18 protein-coding genes, 1 tRNA gene and 1 pseudogene are annotated in these 14,520 nt (G+C 34.6%); 16 read left to right on the top strand and 4 right to left on the bottom strand.

All coding sequences use genetic code 11. The features are described from left to right. Positions 1-42: 42 nt before the first annotated feature. On the bottom strand, positions 43-2,910 hold the full coding sequence (gene odhA, locus ACUN0F_RS27225) for a 2-oxoglutarate dehydrogenase E1 component (protein WP_445540459.1): 2,868 nt from the start codon (positions 2,908-2,910) through the stop codon (positions 43-45). A gap of 823 nt (positions 2,911-3,733) precedes the next feature. Between odhA and ACUN0F_RS27220 the strand changes: the two genes are divergently transcribed. The 8 genes and pseudogenes from ACUN0F_RS27220 (at position 3,734) to ACUN0F_RS27185 (ending at position 6,955) form a co-directional block, all read left to right on the top strand. Beyond that, the gene (locus ACUN0F_RS27220) at positions 3,734-3,943 is read left to right on the top strand and encodes a helix-turn-helix transcriptional regulator (RefSeq protein WP_088082801.1); all 210 of its coding nucleotides are present in this window, start codon (positions 3,734-3,736) and stop codon (positions 3,941-3,943) included. Between the two features lie 2 nt (positions 3,944-3,945). Beyond that, positions 3,946-4,320, top strand: coding sequence for a permease (locus tag ACUN0F_RS27215; protein WP_264461821.1), 375 nt, complete (start codon positions 3,946-3,948; stop codon positions 4,318-4,320). A gap of 28 nt (positions 4,321-4,348) precedes the next feature. Next, a complete protein-coding gene (locus ACUN0F_RS27210) occupies positions 4,349-4,531 on the top strand; it encodes a DUF3976 domain-containing protein (protein ID WP_001178300.1) in 183 nt (60 codons plus the stop codon). Between the two features lie 134 nt (positions 4,532-4,665). After that, positions 4,666-5,025: a hypothetical protein gene (locus ACUN0F_RS27205; RefSeq protein WP_264461822.1), complete on the top strand. Its 360-nt coding sequence runs from the start codon at positions 4,666-4,668 to the stop codon at positions 5,023-5,025. 18 nt (positions 5,026-5,043) lie between these two features. Next, positions 5,044-5,310: a hypothetical protein gene (locus tag ACUN0F_RS27200; RefSeq protein ID WP_001195393.1), complete on the top strand. Its 267-nt coding sequence runs from the start codon at positions 5,044-5,046 to the stop codon at positions 5,308-5,310. 88 nt (positions 5,311-5,398) lie between these two features. After that, on the top strand, positions 5,399-5,845 hold the full coding sequence (locus ACUN0F_RS27195) for a hypothetical protein (protein WP_445540458.1): 447 nt from the start codon (positions 5,399-5,401) through the stop codon (positions 5,843-5,845). Positions 5,846-5,999: 154 nt separating this feature from the next. Continuing rightward, a pseudogene (locus ACUN0F_RS27190) lies at positions 6,000-6,200 on the top strand (DUF6183 family protein); the annotation flags it as partial. A 158-nt stretch (positions 6,201-6,358) separates the two neighbouring features. Then, positions 6,359-6,955 (top strand): hypothetical protein, encoded by a 597-nt coding sequence (locus tag ACUN0F_RS27185; protein ID WP_071758950.1) that lies wholly within the window; start codon positions 6,359-6,361, stop codon positions 6,953-6,955. Between the two features lie 63 nt (positions 6,956-7,018). Here ACUN0F_RS27185 and ACUN0F_RS27180 read toward each other — a convergent pair. Together ACUN0F_RS27180 and ACUN0F_RS27175 are read right to left on the bottom strand one after the other, a co-directional pair. After that, positions 7,019-7,091: transfer RNA gene (locus ACUN0F_RS27180), tRNA-Val, on the bottom strand. A gap of 179 nt (positions 7,092-7,270) precedes the next feature. Beyond that, positions 7,271-7,486 carry a hypothetical protein gene (locus tag ACUN0F_RS27175; protein WP_000196284.1) on the bottom strand — a complete coding sequence of 72 codons (216 nt, stop codon included), beginning with the start codon at positions 7,484-7,486 and terminating at the stop codon, positions 7,271-7,273. Positions 7,487-7,773: 287 nt separating this feature from the next. Here ACUN0F_RS27175 and ACUN0F_RS27170 point away from each other — a divergent pair, with 287 nt between their 5' ends. The 8 genes from ACUN0F_RS27170 to calY all read left to right on the top strand — a co-directional run bounded on the left by ACUN0F_RS27170 (position 7,774) and on the right by calY (position 14,047). Continuing rightward, complete coding sequence (locus ACUN0F_RS27170) at positions 7,774-8,001, top strand: hypothetical protein (protein ID WP_000251864.1); 228 nt, start codon at positions 7,774-7,776, stop codon at positions 7,999-8,001. Positions 8,002-8,156: 155 nt separating this feature from the next. After that, positions 8,157-9,443, top strand: coding sequence for a D-alanyl-D-alanine carboxypeptidase family protein (locus tag ACUN0F_RS27165; RefSeq protein ID WP_445540457.1), 1,287 nt, complete (start codon positions 8,157-8,159; stop codon positions 9,441-9,443). A gap of 108 nt (positions 9,444-9,551) precedes the next feature. Beyond that, positions 9,552-9,872 carry a helix-turn-helix domain-containing protein gene (locus tag ACUN0F_RS27160; RefSeq protein WP_001074671.1) on the top strand — a complete coding sequence of 107 codons (321 nt, stop codon included), beginning with the start codon at positions 9,552-9,554 and terminating at the stop codon, positions 9,870-9,872. Then, positions 9,842-10,747: an IS3 family transposase gene (locus ACUN0F_RS27155; RefSeq protein WP_142287478.1), complete on the top strand. Its 906-nt coding sequence runs from the start codon at positions 9,842-9,844 to the stop codon at positions 10,745-10,747. Before ACUN0F_RS27160 ends, ACUN0F_RS27155 begins: the two co-directional genes overlap by 31 nt. 208 nt (positions 10,748-10,955) lie before the next feature. Then, positions 10,956-11,525 carry a signal peptidase I SipW gene (sipW, locus tag ACUN0F_RS27150; RefSeq protein WP_149213243.1) on the top strand — a complete coding sequence of 190 codons (570 nt, stop codon included), beginning with the start codon at positions 10,956-10,958 and terminating at the stop codon, positions 11,523-11,525. Between the two features lie 62 nt (positions 11,526-11,587). Then, complete coding sequence (locus ACUN0F_RS27145) at positions 11,588-12,175, top strand: CalY family protein (protein ID WP_149213244.1); 588 nt, start codon at positions 11,588-11,590, stop codon at positions 12,173-12,175. 119 nt (positions 12,176-12,294) lie between these two features. Further along, the gene (locus ACUN0F_RS27140; protein ID WP_445540456.1) at positions 12,295-13,152 is read left to right on the top strand and encodes a DUF4047 domain-containing protein; all 858 of its coding nucleotides are present in this window, start codon (positions 12,295-12,297) and stop codon (positions 13,150-13,152) included. A gap of 301 nt (positions 13,153-13,453) precedes the next feature. After that, on the top strand, positions 13,454-14,047 hold the full coding sequence (gene calY / locus ACUN0F_RS27135) for a biofilm matrix protein CalY (protein WP_000053728.1): 594 nt from the start codon (positions 13,454-13,456) through the stop codon (positions 14,045-14,047). Between the two features lie 75 nt (positions 14,048-14,122). Here calY and ACUN0F_RS27130 read toward each other — a convergent pair whose 3' ends face one another. Then, positions 14,123-14,446 (bottom strand): helix-turn-helix domain-containing protein, encoded by a 324-nt coding sequence (locus ACUN0F_RS27130; RefSeq protein WP_000578882.1) that lies wholly within the window; start codon positions 14,444-14,446, stop codon positions 14,123-14,125. Positions 14,447-14,520: the final 74 nt, after the last annotated feature.

The following is a 14,520-nucleotide window of genomic DNA, read 5'->3' as shown; positions in this document are numbered from 1 at the left end:
ATATCTGTCCGGGGAGCAAGCTAGAAACCTTCATTGTTACTTTCAGTTGCTGAAAACTTCAATTTCTTGTTTATCTTGACGGAAGTTATACTTCACATCTAAAGCGTGTGCAACAATTAGTTCTTGCTCAGCTTTGTGAGCGAATGGATCGCCGCCAGATGGGCTAGAGCGATCTGGGCGTCCAATATAACCTGTTTTCACTTTATCTCCAGCAAGTTCGAACAGAATTGGAGCCATGTAATGCCATGCGCCCATATTACGAGGTTCTTCTTGAACCCAAATAATTTCTTCTAAGTTTTTAAAGCGTTTAATAATAGATTGAACTTTCTCAGCAGGGAATGGGTACAGCTGTTCAATACGAACGACATGAACTTCATCTAAGTTATACTCATGTTTACCAGACTCAATTTCTGCTGCTAAGTCAATCGCCATTTTACCTGTGCTTAAAACAAGACGTTTTACTTTAGTTGGTTTCATGCCAAGGTTTTCTTGTTCTAGAGCGGGCTGGAAACGTCCTTCGCTTAACTGACTAGCAGTTGAAAGCGTAAGTGGGTGACGTAATAAACTCTTCGGCGTCATCAATACTAATGGTCGAACAGCTTCTGTTCCTAAGATAGATGCTTGGCGACGTAAAATATGGAAGTATTGTGCCGCGCTCGTTAAGTTTGCAACGGTCCAGTTGTTCTCAGCAGCTAACTGTAAGAAACGCTCAGGACGTGCACTAGAGTGCTCTGGTCCTTGACCTTCATAACCGTGTGGTAATAGAAGAACTAAACCAGATTTTTGACCCCATTTTGCTCTTCCAGCTGAAACATATTGATCAAATAATGCTTGCGCAGTATTTGAGAAGTCACCATATTGCGCTTCCCACATAACAAGAGTTTCTGGAGCGAATACGTTATAACCATACTCGTAACCAACAACAGCAGCTTCTGATAACGGACTGTTATGAACAGAGAAGGATGCATTAATGTTTGGTAAGCGATGTAATGGTGAATATGTTTCATTTGTATCAGTATCGTGTAATACGATATGACGGTGCGCGAATGTACCACGCTGTGAATCTTGACCAGTTAAACGAATTGGCGTACCTTCTTGTAAAATAGAAGCGAATGCTAATGACTCAGCAAGTGCCCATTCAATTTTACCGTTCTCTTCAAGAGCGTCTTTACGGCGTTCAAGAATTTTCTTTACTTTCGGATATACGTTAAAGCCTTCTGGCCAAGATAGTAGACCTTCATTAATTGCACGAAGTGAGTCAATCTCAACACCAGTATCAATTGGCTGAATGCCTTTTGCAACAACATCTGGCACTTTAACGTCAATTGTTGCAGCGCTCGTATCAGCTGGCGGTACTTGTGCATAGTCAGATTTTAATTGCTCTTGTATAAACTGAGTCATTGTTTCAACCTCATCTGCATTTAGAACACCAGCAGCTTGTAATTGATCTGCATAAATCGCTCTTACAGTTGGGTGATTTTTAATCTTTTTGTACACTTGTGGTTGCGTAACTGCTGGGTCATCCATTTCGTTATGACCGTAGCGGCGGTAACCAATTAAATCGATTAAGAAGTCTTTTTTGAACAATGTACGATATTGAATCGCAAGGTTAGCAGCAGCAAGACAAGCTTCTGGATCATCAGCGTTCACGTGAACAATCGGAATATCGAAACCTTTTGCAAGGTCACTTGAATATTTCGTAGAACGAGAATCATAGCTATCAGTCGTAAAGCCAACTGCATTGTTTGCGATAACATGAATTGTTCCGCCTGTTTGGTACGCGTTCAATCTGCTTAAGTTCAACGTTTCAGATACAATACCTTGACCAGGGAATGCAGCATCACCATGAACTAAAATTACGAATGATTTTGAAGTATCTTGTTCTGGAAGACCAGATTGTTTACGATTCTCTTGAGCCGCACGCGCAAAACCTTCTACAACAGGGTTAACGAACTCAAGGTGACTTGGGTTATTTGCTAATGTAACGCGAGTGCTAACTTCTTCGTTACTAACGACTTGTTCTCTACCTAAATGGTATTTCACGTCGCCAGTCCAGCCAGAATTTGCCACTGCGCCTTCTATTTTTGCATGTTTGAACTCAGCAAACATGTGACTATATGGTTTTTCTAATACGTGTGCAAGTACGCTTAGACGACCGCGGTGAGCCATACCAATCATGACATCTTCTACGCCGCCCTTTGCACCTTCGAGAACAATTTCATCTAGAACAGGTACAAGCATATCAACGCCCTCGATAGAGAAACGCTTTTGCCCAACGAATGTTTTATGCAAGAATTGCTCGAAACCTTCAACAGCTGTTAAACGTTTTAAAAGAGCAGTTCGTTTTTTATTTGATAGTGGTTGACGCAATGAATTTGATTCCACCATTTGATGTAACCACACGCGTTCTTCACTATCTTGTATATGAGAAAATTCATAAGCTAAAGATTTTGTATAAACGTCTTTTAATCTATGAATTACATCAAGTGCAGTGTGAATACCTTCTGGCGCATCTTGCCATACTGTTTTTGCTGGAATCGCTTTCAAGTCAGCGTCGCTCAGTTCGTTCATTGCTTTCTCAAGAAGAGATTGTCCATTAGCAGCATCTTCCATCGGATTGATGTGAGCCAACGTATGCCCGAAAGAACGAATCTGTTCAACAAGCTGAACGACTTTAAGAATTTTTTCAATGTTCCCTGTGTTTTGAGGAGAAAAATGTGTTGCTGTGTTGTCCCCTGTTACGACATCATCTTGAAACGAAGGAGCTCCAAAAATTTCAAAAAGCTCTTGTAATTCCGGATCAACAGAACCTGCTCCAGTTACGTAAAGATCATACTGCTCAATAACATAACCAAGGTTCGGACCATGGAACTTGGCCCAAGGGTTTGTCGTTGTATTCTTCCTCGTCATTTGTTTAAACCTCCCAATGCATATAATCCTTTTTCCAAACAAAAGGTGCATTTTGCTCTTTTCAATAATTGATGAACCAATAATCAATGTAAATGTTTTCTTTACTCTTATGTTATTACAATAATTTACATAATACCAAACACTATTACTTATCTGTTTTGTAAAAAAACATTCACAATAACTTATCACCCAAGTTAATCTTTCATGTTATAAAGTAATTTTACAGAAAAATGGGGTGGATATATTTGGTATACCTATACAAATAACTAAAATTGTTGCATGTAAATATAAGTATAATAGTTAGAATGTTTCGATAAAAAGAGTTCGAATTATGTATATTGAAATAATAAGCGCTTTCATTGATATTATACAACAATATAACGGAATATAGTATAAAAAATAAAAAATTATGAATTTATCGTAAACTTCATTTAGATAGTGTTAAATATTGAAAGGAAAGTGAAGGATTTCTACAAAAAAAGTTGCTAAACATAAAAAATGCTTCATAAACAGTTAGTTTCTATAAATATGCCGAAAAACACCGTAAAACCAATAACGCATTTCGTGGAATAAAGAGATAAATGAAATATTTTAAAAGGATAAAACAAATAGGGAGATATTAAATTTTTAAAAAAGAGAGGAGGAGATATAGTAACGGTTCATTACAGTGTTCCATGTTTCATTTCAAAATAGACGTGCTGAAAATGAAAAAGTTTCTTCTATATAAATAGAACGAAAAATAAACAAAATGAATGTAAAGGAAACTTGACGTAAAGTTTCCTTTACATATATACTCGATATAAGGGAGGAGGGAGAAATTTCCTTGGAAAATAAAATGGTCGAATACCGAAAAAAATTTGGACTATCTCAAGAAAAATTGGCTGAGAAACTTGGAGTTTCCAGGCAAACCATCATTTCAATTGAAAAGGGAAAATACGATCCATCACTTCCGTTAGCATTTGAAATAGCAAAAACATTTCAGACAACGATAGAACATGTATTTATTTATGAAGGAAAAGTAGAGGGGGAATAGGGATGAATTATTCACAAAAGTACTTTATTATGGGAATTATTTTTCTATTTATGAGTGGATTTATGATATTAACAGGTATAATGACGCATTCTGCACCACCGGCTCCAACGTATACATTGCTTGCGATGATGATTATGTGTTTTTGCTTAAGTTACTTACACCCGCAATTTAAAGAAAAAGATGAGCGAATGAAACTTATTCGTTATAAAGGAATGTTCTTCAGCTTTTTTGCATTAACAGCATATTATCTTCTTTTCTCTTTCGGCTTAAACTTAAAAATAATTACACTATCTGCTACTGAACTATTGAACATACTAATGGCACTTACGATGAGTACAGTTTTTATCTCGTTTGTTGTTTTATCGAAAAGATATTAAGATGGAAGAGAGAAAGGAAGATTAACATATGCAAATGATGTATGCTTTTGGCATTGGGCTTGTATTATTTTTAGCCGTATTCTTATTTATTCGGAAAGACGTTCAAGGTGGGACGTTAACGAAACGAGGCTTTTATAAAATGATCGGCTGTTTAGTTGTTATGTTTATAGCGATTATCGTAATGATTGTTTTAATAAACCAGTCACTATAGAATATAAAAATGGAACCTTACTGTAGTAAGGTTTTTCTTTTTGATATAAAATCCGAAAATTCCCACATAATCCATTTACTACATATAATCGATATTATATAATTTAATGAAATGATAGATAGGGAGAATAGTATATGAATAAAAAAACTATCTTCTTTTTATTAACATGTCTACTACTTATAGCTAGTATTACTTATATAATATGTAACAAAAGAGAACAAGTGCCACCTATGTTAGTATGGGAGGACCAAGAATACTATGTTACGAATGAACCTGCCAAAGCAGAAAAAGTCGGGCAAAGGTTTGGAGAAGTAACAAAGAAAATCGAAACAAGTAAAAAACCTACTAAAAACAGTGAATCCAACATATTACAAGAAAAAACAGAAGTATTCACAATGATAGAGGCAGAAAAAAATCCTCACGCGCCTTTAATCATAAAGGAGCCTGATAGTGACGAATATAGGGTAGTAAGACCGATGTTACATGTACTATAAAGTGAAAAGGAGACTCATATGCAGACAGTAACTTATCCATGGTCGTTAAGAAAAATGTTTGTTTTTTTCCTTTGCTTCATCCTTCCGCCTATCGGTGCAATTTACATTGTAATGAATAGAGGGGCACTACAAAAGAGAGACTTTATTTTATATGTATTATTTGCTGCTATTAATATATCGCTGTGGTTATCGCTTATGATCTTTGATCGGAGTATGTGGATGGTAGCAGGGCATTATGTACTTGGGATGATTGCTGTTGTGTTTTCAGTTGTGTATAAAAAATAATATGGAAGGAAACTAAAATTCTTAAGGACAGATTTTGAAGAGTAATTTTCTAATATATACTATAAGTTACATAAATGAGGAAAGTAATATGAAAAGAGCTGAATATTTTTATATGGGAAAGGTAGAGAGAGAGTTACAAAAGAAAATTGAAGATTTAATAATTGATTGTAAATTAGAAGTATCAAGTATAGGGATAGAGCATATGGAAGTAAATGATTTGAAAATGATGAATGCATATATTAAATCAAAGTTAGAAGTAATGAAGCCTACTCCACATTTCAATACTGTGGTAACATTTGCTGTTGCGATTATAACAATAATGCTAACAACAGTTTTGACAATAAATGTGAAAGGTAATGCTCCTTTTGTGGTAATAATGTGTAGTGGGATATTTGCAGTTGTATTTTTTTCGTTTTGGTTTTTAGAAAAGAGGTTTAAAAAGAGTTTAGAATCAGGTCATTATCTTTTGAATTTATTAGATATATATATTGAGGAAAAAGAAGAAGAAGAAGAAAAGCGTATAGATAAAATTTAAAGTATAAAGAATTTAAAGTATAAAGAATTTAAAGATGGAAAAGGATAATTAGTAATACTTAAAAAGAAACGAATCATTTATCTATTGAGTAATTTATGCTTACATTCAAGGAAGAATACTTGTATGGTGGAGCGGAGTACATATAGAATTTTAAGAACGTCCGGTTGTTACCAAAAAATTAGCAATAAATGTATGTAAATACATGTTCCAAGATCGATACGAAGATATTAAAGTGTTCGAAAGCTATCGTCCTTGGACAGATTGGTTTTATGATGTTGCGTGGGATATTACTTGGATGGTGTTAGATAGTAAGGAGCATAAAATATGGTTCATTTGTGCTACGGATACGGATTGATAGAAGAGGGGCCTTGTAGGAATGCTACAAGGCTCTTTATCTTTTGGGAATTAATAGAAAATGAATCATATAAATGCTATACTAAAAAATGTTTGTAATGTCAGTTTCATACTATTGTATAATGCTGACTTACTAGAAAAGATAAGAGGAGAATGAGCATGCAAAAGATAAAGAAATTATTGCTGTTAATGATGGTAGTAGGATTAACAGTTGGTGTTTTAGCAGGATGTGCAAATCCGAAAGATACGACAGAAGAATTTTTAACAGCAATACAAAAAGGTGATGTAGAAAAGGCTCGTACATTTGTTGAGAGTGACAAGGAATTTAATAAACTAAATGAAAAAACAGATGATGCTGAGGCAAAAGCGATGCTAAGTGCAATTACGAAAAACTTTAAATTTGAAAAGCCTGAAGAAGTATCGAAAAAAGATGACAAAGCAGAAGTGAAAGTGAAAATTACATCTGCCGATTTATCCGTTGCTGTAACAAAAGCAGTGGGAGAAGTTATGCCAATGGCCTTCGCTAGTGCCTTTAGTGAAGACAAAGAACAATCTGAAAAAGCGATTGAAAAAACGATGACATCAGCAATCGTCAAACACTTATCAGATAAAGATGCAATCATGGCAACTCGCGAAGTTACATTGAACTTAAAGAAAAACAAAGATGGCGACTATAAAATCGTTGCAGATGATAACTTGAAAGAAGTATTGTTTGCTAATGCGAAGTCTTTGGAGAAGATGTTTGGCGGGAAGTGATTAACTTACATAAAAAAGAGAAACCATATCACGTAGAAGGTTGATATGGTTTCTCTTTTTTTATGACCCCGGAGAGGCTCGAACTCACGACCTCCACCCTGTCAAGGTGGCGCTCTCCCTGCTGAGCTACGGGATCTTCAAAAATGCGTATGTAACAGCATCTTTAATCTTTATGCTAAAGCAATTATATATAATTAACTGAAATTTTACAATATTTTTATAGTAAGTTTTAAAAGGGAAATCATATGCAATTATGTGAGTAGTGTCTGAAGGGATAATGATGAGAAGAAGACTTAGTAGAATGTAGCGGTCATATTATTTAATGTATTTATCCAAAGGGTTTTCATCGCTTAAATCAACAAGTAAAGGACATAAGAATAATAAAGGTAGAGCGGCATTAGCATGATGAAAGGTGTCATTTGATAGATATTGCCTCCCAAAACAATACGGACAATCTTTTTCAAATGTCACGAGTATCAACCATACATCTTTTATTATCCACTTCGTTTTACAATACGTACAACGCGTCATAGAGTTCCTCCTCATTTTAAGGTTTCTTGTAGTATAGTCCATTTCATTGTACGAAAGTCATTTGTATTTGGTGTGATAAAATGGAAGTTGTTTTATTTTTATGTGGATCTATTCAGTCATTTCTGATCAATTCCATATCATTTGATATTTTGGCAGGATGATAGATTTTCGGGTTTAATATGCAAATTGGCCAATATATCCTTTTTACAATTTACTTAAAATCATGTATAACAGAGAGATACAAGATTATTTTATAAATATTCAGAAGTAGAGGGAGAATTATTGTAATGGTAAGAAAAACGTTCAAGATGCGCGTATCTAGAAATAGAACGATTTCGATTAATGGCTCAATTCTTGATGTGGATGTTACACATGATGAGTTTTTACAAGAGTTTGTTGAGTGGGTCGATTCTAAAGGTTGGTCGTTTATGGGGATGACAGATGAGATTACGCCTGAAGAAGCTAGCCAAAAGTTAATAGATTCGTTGATTGATGAGAAGGATAAGAAAGAATAACTCCTTCTTATTTTTTATTGTATATTTATGTTCTTCATCGTAAAAATATGATATAGTAAAAAACAGTGAATATTCTTCCAATTTAATACAAATTACATATGGATTGGTAGATTCAGTTTTTAAACTGTGAGAGTATAGTGAAAAGGGAGAGTCATATGGTAAATTTTAAGAAAATTTTGGCTTTTATTACCGTTATTTGTTTATTTTTTTTGACACCTATGACGTTACGTGCGGAGACGAATATTGGAGTGAATCCAGAACAAGTGGCACCACCACCTGCGGAAGGACCAAATGTTTTTAGTCAGTTTGCAACTACGATTGATGCAAAAACTGGAGATGTTTTGTATAACAAAAACGCACATCATCGTGCATTTCCGGCTAGTATGACGAAAGTGTTAACAGCGATTTTACTTATGGAGCATACGAAGCCAGAGGATCAATTTACGTTTTCACAATTAGCATTAGATCAAGAGAAGAGTAATTATCAAATTGAATTTCAACCTGGTGAGACGATTAATAGAAATACTGCGCTTATGATTTTAATGGTGCTGAGTGCAAATGATGTGTCGTATGCGATTGCGGAGCGTATTGGCGGAAATGTTGAGAAGTTCGCTCATATGATGAATGAGAAAGCAAAGCAATTAGGGGCTACAGATAGTCACTTTGTAACGCCAAATGGATTGCATGATCCAAACCATTATACGACGCCGTATGATATGGCTATGATTACGAGAGGTGTACAAAAGTATCCTGAGATTTTACAAGCAATGAATACGAAAAGGACGACGGTTACGACATCTAGTCAGACGGTTTCTATTTTTAATAAGTCTACTTATTTTGAAAATCCATATAGCATTGGCGGGAAGACGGGTTTTACAAATGAAGCGCGTAATACACTCGTTCTATTAAATGAGAAGGATGGCAATCGCATTATAAATGTAGTAATGGCTTCCCAAAGACCTGAAATTTATGAAGATTTGAAGCAGATGGCGGATTATTCTTTCGGTCAATTTGTGAAGCAAACTGTATTAGATAAACATAGCTGGCATCAAAAGGCAACGTATTTAAATAAAGATATTGATAGCGAGCTTGAAAAAAGTGCAGAGCTTATGCTTAAGAAAGATGAAGGTAAAAATGTGAGGACGATTTTCCGTGCGGCTTCATTAGATAAAGATTCTTTGTATCATAAAGGAATTCATCGTGGTGAGGTAGTTGGTGCAGTTGATATCACGAAAAATAATCAAACAATTGCGACGGTAAATGTTCTTTCAAAAGAAGATGTTACTTTTGCGATGCCTAAAAAAGATACGGCTACGCCTGAAGTAAATGAATCAAATGTGAAAATAATAAGCATTGGGATAGGTGCCGCTGTACTATTTGGAGCCATTTTATTTGTAGTGCTACGCCGAAATACAACAGGAATGAAATCAGAAGAAAAATAAATTACTAGTAAAAAGACTGTGAAGTGATATTATCCCCTTTAGGTAGACAGTGTGAAAAAGACCATGTATACACATGGATGTTACACTATTACTTGGAGGGGATTTTTCATGGCCAAAAAAGGTACAACATTTAATACATACTCAAATGAGATAAAGTTATCAGCTGTTCAAAGTTATTTAAACGGTGAAGGAAGCTACGATATGATAGCGGAGAAATATCAGATTAGAAGCTCTACACAACTTAAAAATTGGGTAAAAAAATATAAAGAATGTGGTGAAATTACAGATACTCGTGGGGAAAATAATAAAATGAAAGGCATACCGAACCCTTTAAAAGGCAAACGGATTCATTTTAAAACTGTTGAAGAAGAGCGTGATTACTATAAGGCTCAGGTTGAATATTTAAAAAAGCAGTATCCAAATCTGTAAATGGGGGCGTACTAAAATATAAAGAACGATATCATATCATTGAATTACTAAAGAGAAAATATCCCGTTATATGGCTTACTAATTTTGCGGGTGTACATCGTTCAAGTTACTATAAGTGGGTTCATACAAAAAGTATGAACAACATACGACTAGAATCCGATAAACGATTAAAAAAGGTAATTCAATCTATTCACCTAAAGCACAAAGAATATGGTTATCCACGTATGAAAATTGCTTTAGAAGAAGAGGGTTATTTTATAAATCATAAAAAGGTATATCGATTAATGAGTGAGCTTAACATTCAGTCTATTATTCGGAAGAAGCGTCGCTTCTTTAAAGGGAATTATTCTAATACTTTTCCAAATGTTTTAAACCGTGAATTCAAAGATCGCCAACAAAATGAAGCGCTTGTTACAGACATTACCTACCTACGATTTCAAGAGGGCTTCCGCTATCTTTCTGTTGTACAAGATATTTATAATAACGAAGTTGTTTCTTGGAAAATATCCAAGCGTAATGATAATGAACTTGTATTAGATACAATTGAAATGTTGGCACAAAAAAGAGATGTGCGTGGAACCATTCTCCATTCAGATCAGGGGTTCCAGTACACATCTCATGCCTACAATAAACGACTTTTCGATTTAGGTATCATTGGCAGCCACTCTCGCAAAGGAAACTGCCATGATAATGCCTGTATCGAGTCATTTTTCTCCCATTTTAAATCGGAGATGTTGTATTTGAATCATTTTAAAACAGAAGCGGATTTAATACAAGCAGTTGAAGAATATATTTACTTTTATAACTATAAACGTTTCCAAAAACGACTCAACCATCGAGCTCCGATAGAATATCGAATCTCGATGGCTGCTTAGTCTTTTTAATACTGTCTACTTGACAGGGATAAGACCAGAAGAGACTTTGTCGCAGTCTTTTTTGTATATATAAGATAACTAATAATTGTAAATTTTCTTATTGCATTTACGAGTTGTTCGTTATATTATTTAGTTGTGTTCTCGTTAGAGAACTAATTGAGTATTATATACTCCAAATAATATAAAACAACGGAGAGGGAGAGAGACGATGAAATTAATTTGGAAAGTGATTAGCAACGTTATCTCGTTTGTTTTATTTGCATTAATGGTTTTTCTAGCTTTTGTAGTTATTTCGTCAAAAGCGAGTGGCGGAGATCCAACAGTGATGGGATATCAATTTAAATCAGTGTTATCAGGATCGATGGAACCGACATTTTTAACAGGATCAATCATTGCGATAGAGCCGACGAAAGATGGTTCGAAATATCAAAAAGGCGATGTTATTACCTTTAAAGAGAAAGATGAAAAAATTATCACTCACCGTATTATCGGTGTGAAAGATACAAATGGAAAAGTAACGTATGAAACAAAAGGGGATAACAACAACGGCCCTGATTTAGAACCAGTACGTGCGGAGAATGTCATTGGGAAATATGCGGATATTACAGTTCCTTATGCAGGATATGCATTAAATTATGCTAGTTCAAAGGCTGGAGCTGCATTGCTTCTTATTATTCCAGGGGTCTTTTTACTGGGCTATTCCGCGATTTCTATTTTTGGCGCGATTCGCAGCATTGAAGGGGAAAAGAAAGAGAAAAAAGTAGAACAATCCGTCTAGTTTGTTTGGTTATACTTTCCGTTTAGGAAGTTAACAAATATATAGATTAAGGGGATATGGACATGACTTTAAAGAAAAAATTAGGTATGGGTATCGCATCAGCAGTGTTAGGGGCAGCATTAGTTGGCGGAGGAACATTTGCATTTTTCAGTGATAAAGAAGTGTCAAACAATACATTTGCGACTGGTACACTGGATTTAGCATTAAATCCATCAACAGTTGTTAATGTATCGAATTTAAAACCTGGCGATACAATTAAAAGAGATTTTAAACTAGAAAATAAAGGATCTTTAAATATTAAAAAGGTTCTACTGAAAACAGATTATAAGGTAGAAGATACGAAGGGCGACAATAAGGATGATTTTGGTAAACATATTAAAGTAACATTCTTAAAAAATGTAGACAAGCATGAAACAATCGTAAAAGAAACAACGCTAGATAAATTGAAGGGTGACACACTTACAGCGGTAGATAATGATTTAGCTGCTTGGTTCTGGGATGAAAAAGGTATTTCAGCAGGTAAATCTGATAAATTCACAGTGAAATTCGAGTTTGTTGATAATAAAAAAGACCAAAATGAATTCCAAGGCGATAAACTAAATTTAACTTGGACGTTTGATGCACAACAAACAGAAGGTGAAGCAAAATAATATGTAAAAGGGCTATCAAATGGATAGTCCTTTTTCTATTTTTCTAGTATATAGCTATCATTTTGTATCGTTCTTTATTATAATAAAGTTAACGTTCTGTATAGAGAACATCTTGTTCGATGGGAGAGATTAAGATGCTGAAAACACCTCGCAAATTAAAAAAGATGCTTATATTGCCTTGTATGTGCTCCATTACGTTTTATTTAGGCTCTCAAATAATGACGTATACAGAAGCTGCATTTATTAATGAAAAGAAAGTGGAAGCCGCTCTTTCTACAGCGATTATATTTCCGAAGACAGTTGATATGTTAAAAGAGGAAGCTGAGAAACATAAACAGTTTATTGAGCATCAGTATGGAGAAATGAAGGGGAAGTTGGCAGTAACTTCTATAGAAGAAATTGAACAGGCAATTGTAGTGTGGCAACAAGGACGTGAGAAAATTGCTTCTGAGGAGGAAGCGCTGCAAAATGTATATACTGCAATAGAAACTCCTTATAATCAAATACAAGAAGAATTAAAAGTGGATAAAAGTGAATCGATTCAACAAGTGGCCGTATATGTGAATGAAGGTTTTCATAGTATAAAAGAGAACCACGATTATATTGCGAAAGAAGTTAGTTTGCAAGCGATTGATGAACAAATTCAGATTCTTCACCAACAATTAAATGATGCGATAGAGGCGGAAGTTCAAATGAAGGCAGAAGAGGAGAAGAAAGTAGAAGAGCAGAAACAAGTAGAAGAACAGAAAAAAGTGGAAGAGCAAAAGAAAGTAGAAGAGCAGAATAAAGCGGAAGAGCAAAAGAAAGTAGAAGAACAGAATAAAGCAGAAGAGCAAAAGAAAGTAGAAGAACAGAATAAAGCAGAAGAGCAAAAGAAAGTAGAAGAACAGAAACAAGTAGAGACAGCTAAAAAGCCTGAGCAAGGAACTCATGAAAAGGCTACTACCACGGATCATAATGGGAAATCATCAGAATAAACTGACGACCGATATAAAAAATGATGTATATGAGTGTGAGGGAGTATTTGCCCCCGCACTTATTGTATTTCTTAAAATATAAACATAAAAATTCCGGAAAAACAAAATAATATTGAGAAATAAAAAAATTGAAAATATTAATAAATATTTGTTGTATTTATAGAGTGATGTTCGTTATAATGAACATAAGGTTTTTAAACAAGAACAAATATTAGCTAAGCTAATATAGTTTTAGTTACATCTCTTATTTTAAATAAGAGATAGCAATAAAAATATAAAAAACAGCTAGGGGGAATTGATTGTGAGTCTGAAAAAGAAATTAGGTATGGGAGTTGCATCAGCAGCATTGGGGTTATCTTTAATTGGTGGAGGAACATTCGCTTACTTTAGCGATAAAGAAGTATCAAACAATACATTTGCAGCTGGGACGTTAGATCTTACATTAGACCCTAAAACGCTTGTAGATATTAAAGATTTAAAACCAGGGGATTCTATTAAGAAAGAGTTCTTATTAAAGAATAGCGGTTCATTAACAATTAAAGATGTTAAACTAGCGACAAAGTATACTGTAAAAGATGCAAAAGGTGATAATGCTGGTGAAGACTTTGGTAAGCACGTTAAAGTAAAATTCCTTTGGAACTGGGATAAACAAAGTGAGCCTGTATATGAAACAACTTTAGCTGATTTACAAAATGCTGATCCAGATCTTTTAGCGAAGGATATCTTTGCTCCTGAGTGGGGAGAAAAGGGTGGATTAGAAGCAGGCACAGAGGATTATCTGTGGGTACAATTTGAATTTGTAGATAATGGGAAAGAACAAAATATCTTCCAAGGTGATTCATTGAATTTAGAATGGACATTCAATGCTAACCAAGAAGCTGGAGAAGAAAAATAATAAAAAAGCGGGTATCCCCCGCTTTTTTTTATAAAGAAAAAAGAAGTGCCAATTGTAAGCACTTCTTTCTATTTATTATTTTTGATCTTGCTTCCATTTTGTAAATTCAAGAAATTCACGAAATTGTTCTTTGGAGACACCTGAGCTCATCGCATCTTTAACGAGTTGCGTCCATTCGGAGTCTAAGTGATTTTCCTTTGTTGTTTCATCATGAAGTAAAGTATCAACTGGAATTTGTAGAACTGCTGCGATCTTTTCAAGAAACTGAATGGAAGGGTTTTTTTGTAAATTTCGTTCTATAGAACTAATGTAAGATTTAGCAACGCCAGCTTTTTCGGCAAGTTCAGTTAATGAAATACCTTTTTGTAAACGAAGGCGTTTTATACGTTCTCCAATCATATTTGCGCACCTTTCTATCAATATGTAGTTGTCTTATGATGTCATTATTATAACATAAACTTCGTTAAAAAGAA

Source organism: Bacillus sp. 1A, assembly GCF_052682215.1.
Note: the sequence above shows the minus strand (reverse complement) of the source record. Positions and strands in the feature narration are given on the sequence as shown.